Genomic DNA, 22103 nt, shown 5'->3' with positions numbered 1-22103 from the left:
AATACTAAACACAGGAAACGTGATGAGCCAACAAGATTATAAAATCGCCGATATTACTCTGGCAGCATGGGGCCGCAAGGAAATTAATATCGCCGAAACTGAAATGCCGGGCTTAATGGCTCTGCGTGAAGAATTCGGTGCAGAACAACCATTAAAAGGTGCACGTATCGCTGGCTGTTTGCACATGACTATTCAAACAGCAGTATTAATTGAAACCCTGACAGCATTGGGTGCCGAGGTTCGTTGGTCTTCCTGCAATATTTTTTCTACCCAAGATCATGCCGCTGCGGCAATAGCTGCGGCCGGCATTCCTGTTTTTGCCTGGAAAGGCGAAACCGAAGAAGAAGCTGAATGGTGTATTGCTCAAACCATTGATGGCCTTGACGGCTGGCGTCCGAATATGATTCTGGACGATGGCGGCGACTTAACCGTCATGATGCATGAAAAATATCCCGAATTAATGGCCGACATTAAGGGCTTGTCCGAAGAAACCACTACCGGCGTATTGCGTCTGTATGAAATGGTTGCCAAAGGCACTTTAAAAGTCCCCGCTTTTAACGTTAATGACTCGGTCACAAAATCAAAATTCGATAACCTGTACGGCTGCCGCGAATCGCTGGTTGACGGCATCAAACGCGCTACCGACGTAATGATTGCCGGTAAAATCGCCGTAGTCTGCGGTTACGGCGATGTCGGCAAAGGCTGCGCGCAATCCTTACGCGGCCTCGGCGCAACAGTATGGATTACCGAAATCGATCCGATTTGCGCATTGCAGGCCGCTATGGAAGGCTATCGCGTCGTCACGATGGAAGAAGCCGCACCTCTAGCTAATATTTTCGTTACCGCGACCGGCAACTTCAATATCATTACTCATCAGCACATGCTTGCGATGAAAGACCAGGCGATTGTTTGCAACATCGGCCATTTCGATGCAGAAATTGAAATTTCCTCATTACGTCAATACACTTGGGAAAATATCAAGCCTCAAGTTGATCATGTGATTTTCCCTAATGGCAAACGCCTGATCATTCTGGCAGAAGGCCGTTTGGTTAATCTGGGTTGCGCTACAGGACATCCAAGTTTTGTGATGTCTAACTCTTTCTGTAACCAAGTTCTGGCGCAAATAGAACTTTGGAAAAATGCCGCACAATACGAAAACAAAGTTTATATCCTGCCTAAGAAACTGGACGAAAAAGTTGCAAGATCGCATCTTAAACAACTGGGAGTGAACTTGACCGTATTGACTGAAGCACAAGCCAAGTACATCAATGTTCCGGTTGAAGGGCCATTTAAAGCCGATCATTATCGTTATTGATTAATCATCTCTCTCACGGTTCCCGTGGGAATGCCACTCGTGTCGTTACTACGACACGAGTGGCAATGACTCTAACCTTGGGAACGCAAATATCCGCCCATACAGTCGTTAGATTCCCATCAGTGAGACCATAAAATGCAATCACAAAAAAAGCACCCTCAACTGTTCAGTTTCGAATTTTACCCGCCAAAAACAGAAGAAGGCGCCGCAAGCTTGCAAGTTGTTCATAGCAAACTGGCAAAACTCAATCCCGACTTTTTTTCCGTTACCTTCGGCGCTGGGGGCTCTACCCGCGACAAAACTTTCACTACGGTCGTCGATATTCAATCCAAAGGTATTGCCGCTGCGCCGCATTTGTCCTGCGTTGCATCGACCAAAGATAATATCCGCGCGATTCTGAAAGATTACCAAGATCACGGCATTACTAAAATTGTCGCATTAAGAGGGGATTTGCCTTCCGGCATGATGTCAGCCGGTGAATTCCGCTACGCCAATGAGCTGGTCGAATTTATACGCCAGGAAACCGGCGATCATTTTCAGATTCATGTTGCCGCCTACCCTGAAGTGCATCCGCAAGCCGCCAGTGGGTCGGAAGATTTTAAAAACTTCAAGCGTAAAGTCGCAGCAGGCGCTAATTCGGTCATTACTCAATATTTTTACAATGCCGAGGCCTATTTTCATTTTGTCGATGCCTGCGAAAAAAGCGGAATAACAATTCCCATCGTGCCCGGCATCATGCCGATTACCCAATACGCGCAACTGTTCCGCTTCTCGGAAATGTGCGGCGCGGACATTCCTCGCTGGATGAGAAAACGCCTGGAAAGTTTTGGCGATGACAGGGAAGCGGTACAAGCATTCGGCCTGGACGTAGTCAGCAACCTTTGCCAACGCTTACTGGAAGGCGGTGCGCCAGGGCTGCATTTTTATACGATGAATCAGTCTGCCCCTACCCTTGCGATTTTGGAAAACCTGCAAATCAAACCCCAAAGTTAAAGACATTCATCAGACAGGGCCGCTCTCCAACTCGCATTTTCAGTAAGAATTACACTCGTTCCCAATTATTGGCAACGAATATATCAACTTGAGCCCTTAGCTTATGTCGTCCAATCAATCTATTTCCAATCGGGATATTTCCGTTTTGTGGCATCCCTGCACACAAATGAAAGATCATGAGACTTTCCCGGTTATTCCGATCAAAAAAGGGCAAGGTATTTGGCTGGAGGATTTTGACGGCAATCGCTATATCGATGCGATCAGCTCATGGTGGGTGAACTTATTCGGACACGGCAATCCTGAAATCAATGCGGCATTAAAAGACCAACTCGATACGCTTGAGCATGTAATCTTTGCCGGATTCACCCATGAACCCGCCGTCAAACTGGCGGAAAAATTGGTTGAAGTAACGCCTCAAGGACTGAACCGTTGTTTTTATGCCGACAATGGCTCTTCTGCGGTGGAAGTCGCGCTCAAAATGAGCTTTCACTATTGGCGGAACCTCGGCCAAACTCAAAAAACCAAATTCATCACGCTGGAAAACAGTTACCACGGCGAAACCTTAGGCGCGCTAGCCGTCGGCAATGTGCCGCTCTATAAAGAAACCTACGCGCCGTTATTAATGGACGTGATCACCGTACCCGGACCGGACTGTTATCACCGCGAACCCGGCGAGTCATGGACGGATTATTCCACCCGCCGCTTCATGCTGATGGAGCAAATCCTGCAACAACACGCCAACACGGTTTGCGCAGTCATTATCGAGCCTTTGGTTCAATGCGCCGGCAATATGCGCATGTATGACCCGGTTTATTTAAAATTATTACGTGTAGCCTGCGATAAACACAATGTCCATCTGATCGCCGATGAAATCGCAGTTGGTTTCGGGCGCACCGGAACGCTATTTGCCTGTGAACAGGCGGCAATCAGTCCTGATTTTATGTGCTTGTCCAAAGGCTTAACAGGCGGTTATTTGCCGCTGTCGGCAGTATTAACGACCGATCAGGTGTATCGGGCGTTCTATGCCGATTACCAGTCGTTGAATGCCTTCCTGCATTCGCACAGCTATACCGGGAACGCGTTGGCATGCAGGGCAGGGCTCGCCACCTTGGATATTTTCCAATACCGTAACATCATCGAAGAAAACCGGTGTTTAGCCGACAGTATGACGAAAGCGGCGGCGCGTTTTAGCGAGCATCCGCATGTCGCTGAAGTCCGGCAAACCGGCATGATCCTGGCGATTGAACTGGTTAAAAACAAGCACACACGCGAAGCCTATCCCTGGCAGGAGCGTCGCGGACTTAAAGTCTATCAATATGCGCTATCCAAAGGTGTATTATTGCGTCCTTTAGGCAATGTCATTTATTTTATGCCGCCCTATATTGTTACCGAGGAGGAGCTTTTGTTAATCGCCGAAGTAGCATGGCAAGGCATACAACTGGCGGTTAAGGATTGATTATGCGAATCTCCAGGTTATATACACCAATGCCGCTAGCCACAGGCAAGCTTATCGAACTCGACGACGACAACGGGCATTATGTCAGAACTGTGTTACGACTAAAAAAAGATAATCAACTAATCTTATTTAACGGCCAAGGCGGAGAATATCAGTGTACTGTTGCCGAAGCCAGCCGGAAAACCGTGCTGATTAACGTCGGGCAATGGGATGATCGCACTGTAGAATCGCCGTTGCAGGTAACCTTGGGCCTGGGCATTTCACGGGGCGACAGAATGGATTTGACGGTACAAAAAGCCGTGGAACTGGGCGTTAACCGAATCACGCCATTATTAACCGAACGTTGCGTAGTGCAATTTAAAGGCGAAAAGAAACCGCAACGCCTATTGCACTGGCAAAAAATAGTTCAACATGCCGCCGAGCAAAGCGGCAGAACCCAGTTACCCGCATTATCGGAAATCGAGACGTTACCGATCTGGGTAGACAGCCAACAGGGCCTAAAAGTGTTTCTCGACCCTTATGCGGAAACCGCATTAACAGAACTCAAACCCGAAACGATGAAAGTAACCTTGCTTACCGGCCCGGAAGGCGGCTTTTCAGATCAGGAACGGGACGCCGCAAAAGCTTCCGGCTTTATTCCGGTTCGTCTAGGCGCTCGTATTTTAAGAACAGAAACCGCTTCGCTTGCCGCCTTAGCCGCGGTACAGTTGCTGTGGGGCGATTTTGGCGGGAATAGCGACAGATGCTGAGATATATCGTTTATTCAATAGTGCCTCTTCTGGTATTACTGGCGACTGCCTCATTAGCTTGCATCGTAGGCTATCTTGTTCTGCAGAATGTAGAGACTGACTTTTCTTTATCGAAAATAATTACCAAATCAACACAGTTATTTTTAGTGCTGAGTATTTTTCCAGCCATGGCCTATCTGAAATTTAACAAGGCGGATTTAGGGTTTGCTGCAAGACCTTTATTTTTAAAGCAACTATTGCTAGGGTTTGGCTTAGGATTAATTACCTTGATGCCGGTGTTTATCGTCCAGTATGCCCTTGGAATCAATGTAATAGACGAAGCCCATACATGGACGGCTGGCTTGGTGGCTAAAAAAATGCTTATTGCGTTATCGGTAGGACTGTTGGTTTCAATGATTGAGGAACCTATTTTTCGAGGCATTTTATTTGCCGGCTTAAAAAAGAAGTTGCCCGTCACCGCGGCAATTTTATTCAGCTCAGCTTATTATGCCGCGTTGCATTTTCTGGACAGCCAAACCGAAATACCTGCTCAACAGGTTCAAGTATTAAGCGGTTTTACATTGCTTGGCGAAGCATTCGCCAATTTGCTGAACCCGGAAATTCTATCGGCATTTTTAGCGTTGTTGATGGTAGGTATTTTTCTTGGAATCCTCAGGGCACAGGTAAAAGAAAGCTTGGGATTATGTATCGGCTGCCACACCTGCTGGGTGTGGCAAATCAAAATGAGCAAGAGCGTGTTTAATACCGATTTTAGCTCTGACTATATTTATCTGGTCAGTAGTTATGACGGAGTCATCGGGCCTTTAGTCACCGGATGGCTTAGCCTTGCGATTATCGGCTATTTTATTTATAAAAAACCGTGGGTGAAGCTTCATAAGGTTTTACTTTAATCTCTGAAATTTTCAAACTGCAACGGCATTTCCAGCTTTTCTTCTCTAAGCATTTTAATGACGCTTTGCAGATCGTCCCGGTTTTTTCCGGTCACCCTAACCTGGTCGCCTTGAATGGCCGCCTGGACTTTCAGTTTTTTATCCTTGATCAATTTGACGATTTTTTTGGCCAGCTCCTTATCCAGACCTTGCTTCATAATGATTTCCTGACGCATCCCCTTACCGCTAGGCTTTGGGTCGCCCGTCTCCATACAAGCTATATCAATGCCGCGTCGCGTGAGTTTGGAGCAGATAACACTGAACAATTGCTGTAACTGAAACGTCGATTGGGAGATCATGATCACTTTATCGTCATTCAATTCAAAGCTTGAGTCGGTACCTTTAAAATCAAAGCGCGTGCTGACTTCCTTATTGGCCTGGTCAACGGCGTTAGTAAGCTCGTGTTTGTCGAATTCTGAAATGATGTCAAAAGAAGGCATGATTATGATTTACAACACAGGGTGGCAAAAGGGATTTAACTATAATGATCTTTCATGCATTATTCAACACCATTCCGCGCAGAATCAAACTAACTCAACAATTAAACCGCTAATGAACTGACTTAGCCTGTCTTATGCAGAAAAGCTCCGTAAAACGTCAGCGTGTGAGCGAGAAGAAATAATCAAAAGTCCGCTTATCGCAATGAATTCAAGATTGTTTTATCTGATCGGTTTGCAAATAAACATCTATTCCATGAGCTTTAAGTCCCCATGCCAACAGATGTTCGATAGTATGATTACTGCGACCCATTCGCTCAAAAAGAATCTCGAATAATCTTCTAAAAAATAAATATCCCTGAACTGGATGTTCATTCAAATAAGCATTAAGCTTTTCCCCATCGATTTCCAGCAAGCAGCCATCGGTTACTGCTATAACAGAAGCCGTCCGTGCACGCGATTCATATAGGCAAGTCTCGCCGAATATTTCACCTTGCTCTAAGTCACTAATTCCCGGCTGGACTCTTCGACGTTCCTCCAATTCTACATGAACTGAGACCCTCAACTTTCCTTCTTCAATGAAGAACAAAGAATTACCCAACTCACCCTCTTTAACAATAACCTCGTTAGCCAGAAAATGACGGCGTACCCAGGCGACTCCTTCCGCAAACTTCGAGTCGGCAACTATTTCTTTAATTGGATCTTTCAAGACCTTATATCCCTGATCGCTGACCAATTACCTGTATAGCGTGGCATGATGAGCCGCATAAATTAAGATACAGAATAATTAGGGGGAGGAGTAAAAAATAAATTTCAGTTTTAATTCTACCCTGAACCTAGGGCATCCTCACAAAATATTATTATGATCAATATAATATAGTTTTTTAAGTAAAAGACTAATGGATCATTATCCTTCCACACCAAGAACTATCGGAGTTCTGTTGCAAACAATTTTTTATTAAAAAACGTCAACTTAGAAAATGACCTGATTTTTTCCAGCCTGCCCCAGTTAATTTATTGACTGTACGACAATTCATGGGGATACCTCAGGGATACAGTAATGATTGCTGAAGATTGCCGGACATGCGTGAATCAATCGAAAAAATAGGCTACTCATATGGGAGGCCAGAATTCCGGAAAATTCATTGCTTCTGATGCTTTTCATAGCAAAAGGGAACCGGCGGAAACAATTATGCATAGACTGAAAGAGCATATAAGGACTCGCCTGCCCAATCTGATCAATCCGTGCGTGATGTTTTCCCGCACGATTTAATAAACTCGGCGACAGCTTCAATGCGCAAACGGCGAATCGCCTCACCGATCTGCGAACCTTTAAGTTCTCCGTTCAGAATAGCCGATGTGTCAACTGAAGCAGCCGCCTTGGCCGCACCGCTTAACAGTTTGGCTTGAGGATAGGGAGAATTTTCAAATCCGGTTCTGCCTCTGGCATCCGCCTCGCAGGCCAACAAAAACTCAGGCAATTTATTGGCCGGCTTAAAGGCCCCCAGAGCTGCCAGCATGTCTGCTAATGTTGAGGCGCGTAATTCAAAAGCCCGGTGGCAATGAGTATGGTATTCCATGACTTGCATGGCCAATGATTTAAACGAGTTAGGCACTCGTAACCGGGTGCACATCTGTTCCAATAGAGGCAGGCCATGAGTTTCATGCCTATGATGATGCGGCAAGTTGGCTTTGGGCGATACGCCCTTGCCCAAATCGTGGACTAACGCCGCAAACCTGACTTCGGGGTTAGATGACAAATGGACCGCTTGCTCCAAACTGAGCATGGTATGAATGCCGGTATCGATTTCAGGGTGATATTTTTCCGGCTGCGGTACGCCGAATAAGCAGCTTATTTCCGGGAAAATTTTATCCAGCGCCATGCAATCTTTTAAAGTATAAAAAAAAGCACTTGGTGATTTTTCATTAAGCGCCTTAAACAATTCGGCCCATACCCGTTCAGGAACCAGATGATCGACCTCCCCCGCCGTTACCATGGATTGCATCAAAACACGGGTTTCCTCTGCCAGCGTAAAACCCAAACGGCCGTAGCGGGCGGCAAAACGGGCGACGCGCAATATCCGCACCGGGTCTTCGGCAAATGCCGGTGAAATATGCCGAAAAATACGTTGTTCAAGATCAGGTTGTCCGCCGTAAGGATCAATGAGCTCGCCCTGCGGCGTCATCGCCATTGCATTGATCGTCAAGTCACGGCGGATCAGGTCCTGCTCCAAACTGACATCGGGCAATGCATGTACCGTGAAGCCTTTATAGCCGGGCGCGGTTTTTCTTTCGGTTCTGGCCAACGCATATTCTTCATTGCTTTGCGGATGCAAAAATACCGGAAAATCCTTGCCTACCGGCCGGAAACCCTGCTTCACCATGGATTCGGGAGTCTCGCCGATTACCACCCAGTCCCGCTCCTTGACCGGAAGTCCAAGTAATTTATCGCGCACCGCCCCGCCTACAAGATATATTTCCACTGATTTTTCTCAAACCGTTTAAATAATGCGCCTAGAATAGCACAGCCTTATTCAAAAAAAGGCATAATGCCGGTACAGTAGTCCAACAGATAATCAGGGGAATAAAGTGATAGCAATTTTTTTAGCCAGTATTTTACTGGGCGCAGTCGCGGGATTGATGGCAGGACTTTTCGGGATAGGCGGCGGCCTGATTATTGTGCCGGTTTTAGCGATGTTGTTTGCGGCAAAAGGATTCCCAGCAGAACTGGTTATGATCATGTCGGTGGCAACCTCGCTGGCGACCATTGTTTTTACCTCATCCTTTTCGGTGCTTGCGCACCATCGATTGGGCTCCGTATTATGGGATAGAGTATTGGCCTTGGGGCCGGGGATTATGGTCGGCGCGGCGGTCGGATCCGTAATCGCAGATCATATAGCCGGTGGCGTATTGCGCTTTATGTTTACCATCTATTTATTAGGCGTGGGCGTGCAAATGGCTTTGCAATTGCAGCCAAAGCCAGGACAGCAGCAACCGTCCAAAAAATTGGATTTGGGCATATCAGGCCTAATCGGGCTTTTGGCATCACTGCTGGGAATAGGCGGCGGTACGCTTATTGTGCCTTTTTTAGTCCATTTTCAAACGCCGATGCGCAATGCAGTAGCCATAGCCAGCGCTTGCGGCTTGCCGATAGCCATCGTCGGAACCATAGGCTATGCACTATTGGGTAGAGATATGGTGCAGTTGCCTGACTGGAGTTTGGGCTATATTTATATCCCCTCTTTTCTAGGCATCGTATTAACCAGCACCTATACCGCCCCGATAGGCGCAAAGCTGGCTCATAAGCTGCCTGCGGAAAAGCTAAAACGCTATTTTTCGCTGCTGCTGTTTGTGATGGCGGCCAAGTTAATGTGGTTTTGATCTTCATTGGCATTATTGCGATACCCGGAATCTGACTCTATTGGTTTATTTCGATTTTTCCATTGATTTCAGATCCATTTGGCTCCATTGGTTTTCATGGAACTCATCTTCAAGTGTCGGACATAGAAAACATGCCCGGCTTATCCGATTGGCAACAGCCTGTCATACTGGGCTGACTTGCCAGGGAACAAATATCTATCCATGCAACCGTAGCGGTGATCCCGCTACGCCTTACAGCTTTAAAAACTGATTGGAGGTATTTATGGTCTCGTTTTTCGCGCATTTAATTTTGACGGCAGGCTTATTGCTGCTTATGGCCTACTTCGTCCGAGGCGTTCAAATAGAAGGTTGGAGATCCGCGTTGATCGGCGCAATTGTTCTCGGTTTAGTGAACGCAATCGTAAAACCGATCATGATTGTGCTCACATTACCCCTCACCATTCTCAGCTTTGGGCTTTTTCTATTAGTAATCAACGCACTGATGCTTTGGCTGGTAGCGGCGCTGGTTCCGGGCATTCGCGTTCAAGGCTTTTGGCCCGCATTGGTGGGAAGCTTGGTACTTACGTTACTCAATGTTGGCGTTGATCTTTTAACATAGCCTCATAGACGGGCAACCGTTTTTCGTTGCCCGGCACTCCGTTTTTTAATGATGCGAAAAGGCAGTATTAAGGAAGCGCTGATTAAATCCTTCGATAGGCTCAGGATGAACGGTAAGTTGTCGATTCCGTTCGTGGTGAGTCCCATTCGACAAGCTCATGACAGGCTTCGACTGTACTCAGGAGAGCCTTGTCGAACCATGAATGGAATCAATTTGTTCAGCTCTTCCTTAAGTGAATCTAACCGTATAAATTTAGCCGCTTAAGATAACCCATGGTCTATCGCCCGATTATCTTCTAGCTAAAAACGTGCATTGCTGCTAACGCCGGACTTTTTAACCGGCTACAGATGTTTTTGTACAGCTCATCCGTTGATGAGTGTTGTTAATCTATCAAAATAGGCGGTAATCTTTACGCACTATATTAGGCTTTGAAGCTTTATCCATAATGCATGTCCTTATTTGACCTATACTCCACAAAACTTAAACATCAACAATAACCAGCCCAACCGCCATGTCCGATCCGGTACCGCAAATCAACGACGAACTCTCATCGCATATCGAGAAACTTCTGGAAGCTGCCAACTCTGCATCTCAAACTGTGGCGACGCTACATGTCGCATTTTTGGCATTCGTCACCTATCTTGGCGTTATCGTCTGGGGCACAACGCATGAGGACCTGCTGCGCATCAGTCCGGTCAAACTCCCGATTCTGGATGTGGATCTGCCGCTTACTGCTTTTTATTCCTTTGTGCCGTGGATGGTAGTCCTACTGCATTTCAACCTGCTGATGCAATTGGAACTGCTCTCTTGCAAACTTTGGCATCTAGACCGCGACCTTCCCGATACGCCGGCCGGACAACAAGTGCGCGACCGCTTGTTCATCTTTCCTTTCACTCACCTGATCGCAGGGCGTTCTGAAGTCTGGCTGATCCGCTGGCTGCTATCCTTGGTGGTGGGTATTACTGTTATTGCTTTACCTTTATTAATGTTGCTAGCCGCACAAATTCGTTTCCTGCCGTTTCACGACGAAGTTATCACTTGGTCGCAGCGCTTCGCAGTTTGGATTGATGCAGCTATGCTGATTACCTTGTGGCCGTTAATCGCCTCACCTCAAGACCGGGCCAGGGAATGGTGGAGAAACTTTGGCGTTCGCTTGCTGGGTTATTGGCCTGCTTGGCTCCGGTATTTAAGCACCCTCGGATGGAACCGGCTAACGCGATCAATTCAACGCCGCTGGCCGAACCTGGCCGCGCGTGAAATTATTCACCGCCCTATGTTACAGCCTGAAACTGAACCTAAGGGCATGATTTTTTTATTAGTCTCTGTGCCCGTGATTATTCTGATCAGTATTATCGCAGTGATACCCGGCAGTATTACCGTACAAACTTATTACGCCCCGGATAAAGGCAAATCTGAGGATACTCCCAGTTACTTCGAAGATTGGTTGATCCGTAAAGTACCTGAATCATGGCTGAGTGTCGCTGCCCATAAATACGATGTTGTTTCTTGCACCTCGCTAGCGCTGGCTGAAAAGTCCGAAGCATCCATTCTCCAGGTAATGCTCGGTCCCTGTTCATGGTTCAATTTGGATTTATTTTCGCGCAACCTGAATCTCAGAGAAGCCAGGCTGGTGCCCAAAGGGGTGTCTTTATCGCTATTGACCCGAGCAATAGATCCCGATAAACAGGTGCGCGACGCTGCGTTTAAAGAATTTGACGGGCTCAATTTACAACATCGCGATCTGCGCTTCGCCAATTTTTTCGGGGCCGTGTTGCCCAAAGCCGATCTTCGTCACGTACAGTTGCAAGGCGCGATCCTGTTAAAAGCGAAGCTGCAAGGCGTAGTCGGTTGGGACAAAACGCAATTGCAGGGCGCGATTTTGGGCGGAACTCAACTACAAAGTGCGGGGCTGATCGAGGCCGATCTTCAAGGCGCGGATTTGCGAGGAGCTAATCTGCAGGGCGCTGCCCTGGGTTGGGCAAAACTGCAGAGCGCCGATCTACGCGGAGCGAATTTGCAGGGTGCGGATCTTAGTAAGGCGAAACTCCAAGGTGCAGATCTACGCGGGGCAAATTTACAGGGTGCCAACTTGCGTGAAGCAAATTTTCAAGGTGCGGATTTGGTTTATACAAAACTTCAGGGCTCGGATTTAACCCTGGCGGAACTACAAGGTGCGGAACTACGCGAAGCCGAATTGCAGGGAGTTGACTGGCCGCAAGCTAATCTCGATGGCGCATTTATTACTAAAAGCTCGACGTCGAATTGGAACGAGCAGCAACAGCGCAAGCTGGAATCGACACTCAAGCCGATACTAGATAGTGAAAATTTCACTGCGTTTCAAGCGCGTATGAGTTCTGCCAGTACGGATATACCGTCGGGAAAACCAATCAGTCGGTTAGGCTGCTACAGCGATAATCCAACCTTACTGGAATGCGAATACCGTAATCTGTTACAACTGGATGTTTACCGTACCAATGTGCTGCACCCGAAATTGATCGAACTGGCTTGTTCGGATGGCGCAATAGCTGCAGGCATTGCAAGGCGCAGCTTCAATAAGTCTATAAATAATGACCCAAATTTTGGCCTGGCAGCAGCTTTACTCAAAGCGCTGGATATCCCAGCCCCCTGCGCAGGCTTAAGCGCGCTATTGGAGCAAACTCGGCAAGAATTACGGGAAACAGCAAAACAACAGGAATAAACCAAAACAAATGACGCAGCATTGCCCGACAGCCTCTTATGAGCCATAAACATTGCGCCCCTCTAAAACAAAAACTCGGCCATTCACAACTCAAGACCCATCTTTTTTTCTTGGTGTGACGAAAAGTAACCTGCCCTCTTTATTCTGACCCTTTATTTGCTTTTCGGCTTCAAATAGCGTTTCACTGGTGGCGGCCATAAGACGCTTATGGAACGCCTGGAAAAGAGTGCAATCAAGGATTTGGCTCCCATGCCAGACCCGCGAGCCGTTGAAAATTCAAGCGATCCAGCAGTTGAAATTTAAGTCGCTGCAATAGTCCTTACCATGATTCCGGTTGGGAACGGCGGACGGCCTCCGCGTTCTCGACAGAGCCTTGGCGCCGCTAAATCAATCGCAGCCGCTGAAGCGGTAAAATCGACATGTGTGTCCAGAATTTAAAGAACATCACCTAACTTGTTCAGCTTAGTTTCTCGTTCTTCAACAGCAAACAGGCTTTCTTTGATCATGGGCTCTAGAATCCGATGGAATGAGATGAGGCTATTATCTCATGGAGGATGGTTTTTCGAGGTGCCATAGTGTGTATATGCATGTGTACGTATTGTGCAGTTAGTTTGAAATATTGTATTTTTAATTATTAATCAACATGCAAAACTTACCAGGAAATCGGGAAAATCAACATTTAAAATTTTCCAGATACCAAGAACGCTACTTATAAAATCAATATCTTAGAACACATTAAGCTGGTAAAGCCAATATTGTTAACTGGAAAACATTGAACGTTGATTGATGACAGCCTTTGTGGTTTCGACTGTGCTATCAGGAACCAGGGCATCCTGTCTTCAACAATGTTCACTTTGCTGGTGCTGCCAATTCTTTATTGGCTTGCATAATACAAAGATGAACATATCGATCAATAATTGATTTATTGGATAAATCTCTTGAAAACAAAATTATTGATACTACCAGTTCTGGTTTGTTTGCTCTCCGCATGCTGCCATATGAATTCGCACTCATTAAATGCCGACTTAATCGCGCATCATGTAGCGCTATCACAACACTTTGAAGATGAGGCAAACGAAATACAGATTAAGGTTGATGAACACAAAAAGCTTCTCAGCCAATTTGAGTCAGAGAGCTATGTTTACGGTAAAAATGCGGGAGACCTTAAATCGCAGAACCAAGAAGCGATAAATCTATATGAAAAAGTCATTGCCGTTAATCGAAAAATGGCTGAGATGTTGCTCGACGTGGAAGGGCTAAAATGCAAAATAAGAGGTAGCCATAGATGGGATAGAAACCGTTCACAGATTAAAAAGGAATGCTATTACTGAAGGATGTCCGCACCAATATCAGTGAATCGCCATTTAATATTTCTACGATACATAAATTATGAACTCATGCAATCAATCAGGAAAATTCTGTAGTTACGCAATAAACAAACCGGATGCCAGTCAACTAAGCGTATCAATACCGGCGACATGAACAGCCTTGTTGCGGAGGCGACATTGTGAAAATAAAAAGCGGTGCTTGAATAATGTGCGCTGAATTGAATATTGTCAGCCGCAACAGTGGACACATGCGATTCAGTTTCAACCTTGTCACCACCTTTCCAGGTTGAACTCCATGGTGCATTCGATGGTCGCGGCAACCCCAAGTACGCTCTTTGCAGTTGTCAATTGAGTGTTTGAGCGTAGCGGATTAGGTAGCGTGCTCACGCTATTTTTCAGCACACAACTTGCGGATTGATTCTTTCTGCAACCGGAGATAAATCATGAATTCACTATTTCAGGCCGTTGCACAGGCATATGACAGATACCCTAATAGTTCTATCAACACCAAAATTAAGAATAATACTAAGGTAAATAAATTAATCTCCTGAAATGCTATTTTACTCAATGAAGAATAAGCCTTTGCGGCTTACGTTCTTAGCAATAAATCGAGAAAATGTTAAAGCTTTAGTTTGCCTGATTTTTACTTTATGGACGATGGCATTACAGGCGGAAACAGGGGTGATAAGGTCCGGACTAGCCATTACTGAACAGCAAGCCATCGCACTGTTCTATCAACGAAACCTCAGTTTGATCGCAGCAAACTTCAATATTAATGATGCTCAGGCGCAAGAGATTATTGCGGCCGCGATTCCGAATCCGGTGTTCAGTTTCACCATTTCGTCGCTAACTCCACAGATGTCTCATCAGCAATACAGCGACGCGCCGTTGCCTGCGGTATCGCCACAGATTCAACAATTGATCGAGACGGCCGGAAAACGAAGGTTACGGATAGAAAGCAGCGAGCTGGCGACCGAAGCGGTAAGCCTTGATTTGAAAGACACTGCGCGGGTGCTCACCAATGCCGTACGGCGCAGTTATTACAGTCTGCTGCTGGCGCAAAAAGTTGCCACGGTGGCAACCGACAATTTCGAGCGCTATCGTGAAATTCTGCGGGTCAATGCCACCAGACTTAAAGTGGGGGATATTTCTGCGACGGATTTTACCCGGATTGAGGTTGAAAGCCTTAAGGCGCAAGGCGATCAAGATCAGGCTAAGGCTGCGTTAAATCAGGCTCGCGCCGATCTGCTGCTATTGCTGGGCTGGCCTGAAAACAGTCTGGAAATCTCTGCTGTCGAGGCTTGGCCTGAAGCAGCCCCTAGTGTCGCAAAAGTAGGGCAAGATCAATTGGTCAAACAGGCGCTGGAACGGCGGCCGGACCTGCAAGCTGCTCGAGTGCGTATTGAACAGGCAGGAAAAATGCTGACATTGGCAAATCGGCTGGCTATTCCCGATGTGACCGTCAGTGCTTTTTACCAGCGTGATCCCGGTAACTTCTTTACGGATAGCGGTGGTGTCGGCATCAGTGTGCCGCTGCCGTTGTTCTATCGCCAGGAAGGTGAAATATCAAGAGCACGTGTCGGTTTAAATTCTGCCGAGTTGGCCCTTAAACAGACTGAGCAGGGTGTGCAAGCCGAGGTTATGAAAGCCTTGGCGGCATGGCAGAGTGCGGACGCTATTGCACAACGCTTTGAAACAGCCGTGGTGAAGCGCATTGAAATGTTGCGTAAAGCGCAGGAGATTGCTTATCAGAAAGGCGCAGTAGGGCTGCTGGACTTGATTGACGCAGAGCGCAATTACAAAGCAATGATGCTGGATTATTACGCCGCTTTGAAGAACCGTAGCAACGCTTGGGCTGACTTATTGATGGCTTATGGGGAAGAAGCCGAATTATGAATATAAAGTTTTTCGATCCGATCCTGTTGATCATCGGACTGCTAGGTCTGTCTCTACTGGCTTGTCAGCCGCACAATAATGAGCCCAAACGTCAAATTACGGCACTCCCCAAGAATGAAGTCATACTCAGCCCCGATTCGCCCAAGCGTGCGTATATCAAGGAAGCTATTGTTGAATTGGTGCGACGTCCTTTAATGGACCCGGTAACGGGTAAGATTACTTATGACGAAACCCGCACCGCCCGGGTTTCCTCGCCTATTGCCGGACGAGTGGTCGGCACTATCGCTGCATTAGGCGCCCATGTTCAGGCGGGCGATGCCTTGGCGGAACTGGATAGTCCTGAATTGGGGCAGGCGCAATCTGATTATGCCGAAGCACTGGCAGACTTAAATTTAGCTCACAGGGCTTTTCAGCGCATGCAGGAGCTTTATGCGAACGGCATCGCTCCGCGCAAGGATCAGGAGCAGGCGCAAGATAATCTGACGCGTGCTCGTAGCGAAGCGGAGCGGGCGCGACTCAGATTGGAAAATCTGGGTGTGCGTACTGGGCGCACGGATAACCGCTTTGTTCTGCATGCGCCGATTGCCGGAACGGTCACCGAACGTAACATCAACCCCGGTATGGAAGTCAGGCCCGATCTGAGTGCGCCGCTGTTTGTCATTTCCGATCTGGGCAGATTATGGGTGCAGATGGATATTTTCGAAAAAGACATTGGCTTGATTCATGCCGGAGCGCAGGTGCTGGTGCGAGTACCGGCTTATCCCGGCGAGATTTTTACCGCAACGGTCAGTTATATCGGGCAGGTGGTCGAAGAAGCAACGCGCACGGTAAAAGTGCGTTGCACTTTGCCTAATCCCGAGTTCCGCCTGTTGCCTGCGATGTACACAGCTATCGAGGTGCAAAGCGCCCCGAATGATAAAGCCGTTGTTGTGCCGTTAACGGCGCTATTTACCGAAGATCAATCCGATTGGTTATTCGTGGCGGTCGGTGACGGGCATTATCAAAAACGTCCGGTCAAAGCAGGTCTGCGCCTTAAGGATAAGGCTGTGATTCTTGAAGGCTTGAATCCTGGAGAGCGACTAGTGGCCGATGGCGCCCTGCTGCTGCGCACCGAGGAAGATGCCGAGCAGGATGCTGAACAGAAAGGCGGAGAAAGCAAGCCATGATTCATAAAATAATTGCGTTCTGCCTACAGCAACGCCTGTTGATTATCGGTGCGTCAGTGCTGCTGGCCGTCGTCGGCGTTATATCGTTCGAACGTCTGCCGGTGCAGGCTTTTCCCGATGTACAGAATGTTTTCGTGCAAGTGGTCACCCAATATCCCGGTCAAGCCCCGGAGGAAGTCGAAAAGCTGATTAGTTTGCCGATTGAGAAAGAAATGAATGGTTTACCGCATTTGATCAATATGCGTTCGGTATCCATTTTTGGCTTGTCTGTGGTAACGCTGACTTTCGATGATGAGGCGGAGGATTATTTCTCTCGGCAGCAAGTTCTAGAGCGGTTAGGAACCGCCAGCTTGCCGGACGAGGTCAGCCCCGTGCTGGGACCGTTGACCACCGGTGTCGGTGAAATTTATCGTTATCGTATTGAAGCGCCTAACTATCCGTTGATTGAACAGCGCGCTCTGCAGGATTGGGTGATTGAGCGTACCTTGCGTACCGTACAAGGCGTAGCCGATGTAGTGGCTTTTGGCGGCGGCGTTAAACAATACCAGATAGAGGTTGATCCCAACAAGCTAAGAGATTACAAATTAACGCTTCCCGAAGTTTACCAAGCTGTCGCTGCCAATAATGCCAATACCGGCGGCGGTTATATCGAGCACGGCTACGAGGCGCTGGTAGTGCGTGGCGCGGGTCTATTAAAGTCCGCTGATGAGATCGGCGACATCGTCATTGCCAGTCGAGGCGGTGTGCCGGTGTTAGTTAAACATATCGCTAATGTGATGATAGGCCCGCAACCGCGCAACGGCATCGTTGGTTACAACGGGCGCGACGATGTCGTTGAAGGCGTGGTCTTGCTGATCAAAGGTAAGGATGCGATTGAGGTGTTGCAGGGAGTGAAGGAAAAAATCGAGAGTCTTAACGATCATATTTTGCCGCCCGGCATTAAGATAATTCCTATCTATGATCGTACAGATCTGGTGCAACATACGGTACATACCGTCGAGCATAATATGCTGGAAGGCGCTACGCTGATTTTAGCTATCCTGGTTATTTTCCTGCGTCGAGCGCTGGCTTCGGCCGTCGTTATTACCGTTATCCCGTTATCCCTGTTGTTCGCATTCATCTTGATCGATGCCGAGCATGTTTCCGCGAACCTGATTTCGCTCGGGGCGATTGACTTTGGCATTATCGTGGACAGCGCTGTGGTGCTGGTCGAGGCGATTATGGTCAAAGTGACTTTAGAGATGAGCCAAAAGGCCAGTGTCGCACATATGCGTCAATCCATGCTGATCACGGCGGTGGAGTTGGCCCGACCCATCCTGTTTTCCAAGGCCATTATTATCATTGCCTTTTTGCCTATCTTCACCTTTCAACGGGTCGAGGCGAAAATATTTTCGCCGATGGCGTTCACGCTCAGCTTTGCGCTGTTGGGCTCATTGATCATCAGTTTAACGCTGGTGCCTGTGCTGTTGAGTTACCTGATTGGCCCCCGGCTTACCGAATCGCACAATCCGCTGGTGGAAAGTATGGAGCGGCGCTATCGGTCGGCATTGGAAGCCGTATTACGTCACCCCCGCGAATTATTCATTGGCGCAGGATTGACCTTGGCTTTATCGCTGGCCTCAACGCCGTTGATCGGAACCGAGTTTATGCCCAAGCTGGATGAAGGTAATATCTGGTTGACCATCACGCTGCCGACGTCTGTCTCATTAGCGAAAGCGAAAGTGCTGGAACAGGATATACGAGGACATTTGCGCGAGTTCAGCGAAGCCAAGTCGATACTGACCCAGTTAGGCCGCCCGGAGGATGGTACCGATCCCAAGGGTTTCAATAACTTGGAAGTTCTTATCGATCTTAAGCCCAAGGACACTTGGCGTTATAAAGACAAGGAAGAACTGGTTGGAACTATGCAGAAACGCTTGGCAGTGTTTCCCGGCTTACAGTTCAATTTCTCCCAGGTCATTCAGGACAACGTGGAAGAAGCTATTTCCGGTGTCAAAGGCGAAATTGCGATCAAGATTTTTGGCGATGATCTTAAGATTCTTCAGGAAAAAGCTAATCAAATCACTCGCATTCTTCGTTCTATAGAAGGTGCTACCGATGTGGCTGCCGAGCAGCAATCGGGGCTTGCCCAAATGGCTATTTCCATCGACCGGGCCAAAATTGCCCGTTACGGCATCACCATGAACGATGTGGAAAGTGTTATTGCCATGGCAATAGGCGGCAAAGCCGCTACCCAGATGCTGGAAGGTGAGCGCCGTTTTGATGTGACGGTGCGGCTGGCCGGACCGGCACGCGATTCGGTCGGGGCAATTGAGGATATTACCGTGCTGTCTCCGGATGGCAGCCGCATTCCTTTGGCTGAATTGGCCGACATCAAGATCAACCAGGGCGCTTCGCGTATCAGTCGTGAGGACAGCATGCGTCGCATCGCTATCAAATGTAATCTGGTCGGGCGCGATCAAGGCAGTTTTGTCGCCGAGGCGCAGCAAAAAGTCGCTGAACGGGTTGTATTGGAGCCAGGGTATAGAGTTATTTGGAGCGGCCAGTTCGAGAATCAGCAGCGCGCGATGAAGCGTCTTTCATTCATTGTTCCGGTCAGTTTGGTGCTTATTTTTATTTTGTTGTTCTGGACCTTTCAGTCGCTCAAGAATGCATCGCTGATTGTGATGAACGTGCCTTTTTCACTGATTGGCGGATTAGTTGCCTTACTGCTGACCGGTATTCACTTGAGCGTGTCGGCGGCAGTCGGTTTTATTGCGTTGTTCGGCATTGCGGTACAAAACGGTGTTATCCTGCTAACCCAGATTAATCATCTTAGGCGTGAAGGCATTCCGTTACAAGACGCTATCTTGCAAGGTTCTGTCAGCCGTTTGCGTCCAGTAGTGATGACTGCGCTGATGGCGATACTGGGGCTGTTGCCGGCGGCGCTGTCAACCGGTGTCGGTTCGGAAACCGCAAAACCTTTCGCGGTGGTTATTATCGGCGGACTTATTACCGCGACATTATTGACGTTGACCATGTTACCGGCGCTCTACCGCCATTTTGAAGAACAACATGAAACTTGAGGCATGCCATGAAAGAAATTCGAGCTTATATTCAGCCCTTTATGTTATCTAAATTAACTCAGACTTTGCTCGAAATACCCCACTTTCCCGGCATGAGCGTATCCGATTGCGAAGGCTTTGGCAGTGAAAAAATTATCGAGGGACAAGATTACACCCCGTTCATGCCGAAAAAGCGTATCGAGATTTTCGCCAGAGATGAATTGGTGAGCACTATTTTCAATGCCATCATGACCGTTGCCAATACTCATCAGCATGGCGCAGGTAAGGTCTATGTTATCAATGTTGACGAAGGCGGGCATATCAGCACCGGTGAGCGAGGAAGTAACTTAGCATGACGTACATTCAAATGTTAAAAAACATTGAAATTTTCCAGCCGAGCCGAGTCGGTTTGGCAACAGCTTTTCGTTGCCCAACCTGGACTGCACATATTAAAACACAACCTAAAGCTTAAGATTGATGGCGTCCTGCCCCGAACTTGAGATCATCGAAGACTTTTACGATGCCGCCGAATGCGAATGCATCTACCGGCATTTTCTGCATGAACATCTGTGGCCCGATAACCGATATGCTGTCGCCGGGCGGCAATTTACCCTGCCCAGATTACAGACTTGGCATGCCGATCCGGGAATACGTTACAGCTATAGTAACAACCTATTGCAAACCCAATCATGGACGCCGTTGCTATCCGAGATTAGAGACCGAATCGAAACTTACTTAAATTTTCCCTTTAATTCAGTACTGGTCAATTTGTATCGAAACGGAAACGATTATGTCGGTTGGCACTCGGATAATGAACAGGAACTGGGCGAACAACCGTTTATCGCATCCTTAACATTCGGCGCGGAACGCCAGTTTGAATTCCGGCATAAAAAGTCTTCGGAAAACGGCCGGATATTATTACGTAGAGGCACCTTGCTGCTTATGCAACCGGCTTTTCAACATTATTGGCTACATAGCGTTCCAATCGACCAAAGCGTTACGGAGGAACGAGTCAACTTAACGTTCCGTAAAGTTATCCCCACATCAAATTAGTATTGAAATTAGACGAACAACGATCATAGCTAAACATAAAAACCGTTGCAATGTATGAGCTTGGGGAATGTCAGGCATAAAAAACGAGCGATCTACAAAGCCGATATCTGATAGGACTGGTGGGGCACTGTTTTACAATGCAACCTTTCTACTTTACCATGGCCGTTGTTTTATTAAGGAGCAAACATGCCGACATCTAGACAACTTCTAACCTTTTTTCTTTTCATCGCAATTTTCTTGGGTTGCAACCCTGTCTTTGCTGAAACAGCTGAAACAATGGATGAGGATACTCATCATGCACAAAATGGCATTGAATGGCCGGGTGTATATAACGGTTTTACTCCCTGTGATGATTGCAAGGGAGTCAAGACTACACTCGCTTTGAACAAAAATAACAGTTATATGTTGCTTACCAAATATGTCGGCAAGTCAGAAAGAGAGTTTGTGGAAAAAGGAAAATTTACTTGGGACGATAAAAGCAGCACAATTTCAATAACACCGCGCGATAACTCAACTACACGGCATTATTCTGTCGAAGAAAATAGGCTCATCCAGCTCGATGACAATGGTAACCGTATCACTGGAAAACTTGCAGATCGTTATATTCTGCGTAGAAACGATATGAAAGACTCATCAAAGCCACATTCCTCACATTGAGGCATTTGCTTTAACAACTCATAAGATACAATTCGTACTGCAGCTCATGAAAAAGCATAGCCTTGGGGCGTTCAGCTGAAGAGCGGGTCAGATTCTGAGGTATCCCCACGAATTTTTAATAATCATCATTTATAATCAGTAGGTTATAAGAAATCGAATTGAATCACACATCCAGGGAACAGGTATTATTCTGAATCTCATATAAGTTTTTGATTATTGATTGTTTTTTGTGGGGATACCTCAGAACCTGACCCCTTTTCACGCACCAATGTGTCTTTGCAAGACCTGAACATCCCGCTTATATTTTCAACCGAAAAATAAAATTATTTATTTTCGTAGGTTTTTTCATCTCGCAGCATTTTGAATATTACGCGACACAGTTGTCTTCCTAATGCGCGAACCG

18 protein-coding genes are annotated in these 22103 nt (G+C 47.3%); 15 read left to right on the top strand and 3 right to left on the bottom strand.

Annotated elements, in window-relative coordinates:
- Window positions 1-22: 22 nt before the first annotated feature.
- The 5 genes from ahcY to EPO18_RS15710 all read left to right on the top strand — a co-directional run bounded on the left by ahcY (window position 23) and on the right by EPO18_RS15710 (window position 5403).
- Window positions 23-1315, top strand: a complete 1293-nt coding sequence (ahcY, locus tag EPO18_RS15730; protein WP_292434874.1) for an adenosylhomocysteinase — start codon at window positions 23-25, stop codon at window positions 1313-1315.
- Window positions 1316-1450: 135 nt separating this feature from the next.
- Window positions 1451-2308: a methylenetetrahydrofolate reductase [NAD(P)H] gene (gene metF / locus EPO18_RS15725; RefSeq protein WP_292434872.1), complete on the top strand. Its 858-nt coding sequence runs from the start codon at window positions 1451-1453 to the stop codon at window positions 2306-2308.
- Window positions 2309-2411: 103 nt separating this feature from the next.
- On the top strand, window positions 2412-3764 hold the full coding sequence (locus EPO18_RS15720; RefSeq protein ID WP_292434871.1) for an adenosylmethionine--8-amino-7-oxononanoate transaminase: 1353 nt from the start codon (window positions 2412-2414) through the stop codon (window positions 3762-3764).
- 2 nt (window positions 3765-3766) lie between these two features.
- A complete protein-coding gene (locus EPO18_RS15715; protein WP_292434868.1) occupies window positions 3767-4513 on the top strand; it encodes a 16S rRNA (uracil(1498)-N(3))-methyltransferase in 747 nt (248 codons plus the stop codon).
- A complete protein-coding gene (locus EPO18_RS15710; protein WP_292434866.1) occupies window positions 4507-5403 on the top strand; it encodes a CPBP family intramembrane glutamic endopeptidase in 897 nt (298 codons plus the stop codon). Before EPO18_RS15715 ends, EPO18_RS15710 begins: the two co-directional genes overlap by 7 nt.
- On the opposite strand, the gene EPO18_RS15705 is transcribed toward EPO18_RS15710, so the two are convergent.
- The 3 genes from EPO18_RS15705 to EPO18_RS15695 all read right to left on the bottom strand — a co-directional run bounded on the left by EPO18_RS15705 (window position 5400) and on the right by EPO18_RS15695 (window position 8362).
- Window positions 5400-5882: a YajQ family cyclic di-GMP-binding protein gene (locus tag EPO18_RS15705; protein ID WP_292434864.1), complete on the bottom strand. Its 483-nt coding sequence runs from the start codon at window positions 5880-5882 to the stop codon at window positions 5400-5402. The two genes, EPO18_RS15710 and EPO18_RS15705, sit on opposite strands and share 4 nt — an antisense overlap.
- 208 nt (window positions 5883-6090) lie before the next feature.
- Window positions 6091-6588: a Crp/Fnr family transcriptional regulator gene (locus EPO18_RS15700; RefSeq protein ID WP_292434862.1), complete on the bottom strand. Its 498-nt coding sequence runs from the start codon at window positions 6586-6588 to the stop codon at window positions 6091-6093.
- Window positions 6589-7117: 529 nt separating this feature from the next.
- Complete coding sequence (locus tag EPO18_RS15695; RefSeq protein WP_292434860.1) at window positions 7118-8362, bottom strand: multifunctional CCA addition/repair protein; 1245 nt, start codon at window positions 8360-8362, stop codon at window positions 7118-7120.
- A 106-nt stretch (window positions 8363-8468) separates the two neighbouring features.
- Here EPO18_RS15695 and EPO18_RS15690 point away from each other — a divergent pair, with 106 nt between their 5' ends.
- From EPO18_RS15690 to EPO18_RS15645, 10 genes are all read left to right on the top strand, one after another.
- On the top strand, window positions 8469-9260 hold the full coding sequence (locus EPO18_RS15690; protein ID WP_292434858.1) for a sulfite exporter TauE/SafE family protein: 792 nt from the start codon (window positions 8469-8471) through the stop codon (window positions 9258-9260).
- A gap of 262 nt (window positions 9261-9522) precedes the next feature.
- Entirely contained in the window at window positions 9523-9858 is a 336-nt protein-coding gene (locus tag EPO18_RS15685) for a phage holin family protein (protein WP_292434856.1), read from the top strand.
- Window positions 9859-10369: 511 nt separating this feature from the next.
- Complete coding sequence (locus EPO18_RS15680; RefSeq protein ID WP_292434853.1) at window positions 10370-12556, top strand: pentapeptide repeat-containing protein; 2187 nt, start codon at window positions 10370-10372, stop codon at window positions 12554-12556.
- 938 nt (window positions 12557-13494) lie between these two features.
- Window positions 13495-13887: a hypothetical protein gene (locus tag EPO18_RS15675; RefSeq protein WP_292434851.1), complete on the top strand. Its 393-nt coding sequence runs from the start codon at window positions 13495-13497 to the stop codon at window positions 13885-13887.
- Window positions 13888-14451: 564 nt separating this feature from the next.
- A complete protein-coding gene (locus tag EPO18_RS15670) occupies window positions 14452-15780 on the top strand; it encodes a TolC family protein (RefSeq protein ID WP_292434849.1) in 1329 nt (442 codons plus the stop codon).
- Window positions 15777-16946, top strand: coding sequence for an efflux RND transporter periplasmic adaptor subunit (locus EPO18_RS15665; RefSeq protein WP_292434847.1), 1170 nt, complete (start codon window positions 15777-15779; stop codon window positions 16944-16946). Before EPO18_RS15670 ends, EPO18_RS15665 begins: the two co-directional genes overlap by 4 nt.
- Window positions 16943-20011 carry an efflux RND transporter permease subunit gene (locus EPO18_RS15660; protein WP_292434845.1) on the top strand — a complete coding sequence of 1023 codons (3069 nt, stop codon included), beginning with the start codon at window positions 16943-16945 and terminating at the stop codon, window positions 20009-20011. Before EPO18_RS15665 ends, EPO18_RS15660 begins: the two co-directional genes overlap by 4 nt.
- Before the next feature lie 8 nt (window positions 20012-20019).
- Complete coding sequence (locus EPO18_RS15655; RefSeq protein ID WP_292434843.1) at window positions 20020-20346, top strand: P-II family nitrogen regulator; 327 nt, start codon at window positions 20020-20022, stop codon at window positions 20344-20346.
- A gap of 121 nt (window positions 20347-20467) precedes the next feature.
- The gene (locus EPO18_RS15650; protein WP_292434840.1) at window positions 20468-21043 is read left to right on the top strand and encodes an alpha-ketoglutarate-dependent dioxygenase AlkB family protein; all 576 of its coding nucleotides are present in this window, start codon (window positions 20468-20470) and stop codon (window positions 21041-21043) included.
- A gap of 186 nt (window positions 21044-21229) precedes the next feature.
- On the top strand, window positions 21230-21700 hold the full coding sequence (locus tag EPO18_RS15645; RefSeq protein WP_292434838.1) for a copper resistance protein NlpE: 471 nt from the start codon (window positions 21230-21232) through the stop codon (window positions 21698-21700).
- Window positions 21701-22103 lie beyond the last annotated feature (403 nt).

The organism is Methylobacter sp., from assembly GCF_004322395.1.
Classification (GTDB): Bacteria; Pseudomonadota; Gammaproteobacteria; order Methylococcales; family Methylomonadaceae; genus Methylobacter_A.
The sequence above is the reverse complement of the archived record's forward strand: the minus strand, read 5'-3'. Positions and strand labels throughout refer to the sequence as shown.